Genomic DNA, 781 nt, shown 5'->3' with positions numbered 1-781 from the left:
GGGGGGAATCGGGAAAACATCAAGCACAGGAGTCTGTAATAGCTCATCTGGGGTTATCGCATTAAAAATTTGGTCAAATAAAAATTTAGCCGCCTTAACAAAACCATCACTCATACTAAGCGCGTATAAAAGCATAATAACAATCAAGACAAAAAGGGTTGGAATCATCCATTTATTTAGCTTTTCGTTTCCACTTTTGACGCCTTTTTTTTTGTCCAAGCAGACGACGGCATACGCGATGCCTCAGCGTCTCGTGGGCTCGGATATTTGCCCGTCTGCTTCTTGGCCAGTTTCTCCGCCAGCTCGTCCACCTTCTTGTTTTTGTCGGCGATGATTTTGTCTTTGGCCTCGGCGGTTTCGCGGCTCTCGCGCAGGGCGGCGCGGAGTTCGCGTACCGTCATCCTGTCCACATCGTCCAAGGTCATACCGTTCACTTCGCCGCCATCGGCCAACTCAGTGAGGGTCTCATCCTCCTCCACCCGCAGCTCTAGCAGTTTGGATTTGCCCAGCACCATCAACTTGGTCTGAGCCTTCTGCATTTGCGGTGTGGCAAAACGGCGCGTGGCCTGCGTGAGCTGTTGTGCGGCGCGTACTGACATCCCAGATGTTCCGCAGACGTCTGCGAACTTTTCCCAAGTCATGTGTTCTTTCAACACAATTAGGACACGACCAAGCTCAAACATACCTTCAACGGTCTGCCTCATTGCTTGGCGGCCACGTTCAATCCAACGATCTTCGTTATAAGCCTCACCGTTGCCCCATTGCTCCATTACCATCAGAC

At 51.0% G+C, this 781-nt stretch carries 1 protein-coding gene; it reads right to left on the bottom strand.

Going from position 1 to position 781, the window contains the following annotated elements; genetic code table 11:
* Nucleotides 1–176: 176 nt before the first annotated feature.
* On the bottom strand, nucleotides 177–781 hold a 605-nt coding region (locus CYP26_RS05955; protein WP_346311042.1), incomplete at its 5' end, for a hypothetical protein.

The sequence above is a fragment of the Campylobacter concisus genome, assembly GCF_002913225.1.
GTDB classification, from domain to species: domain Bacteria; phylum Campylobacterota; class Campylobacteria; order Campylobacterales; family Campylobacteraceae; genus Campylobacter_A; species Campylobacter_A concisus_J.
This window is presented reverse-complemented; position numbering and strand designations above follow the sequence as displayed.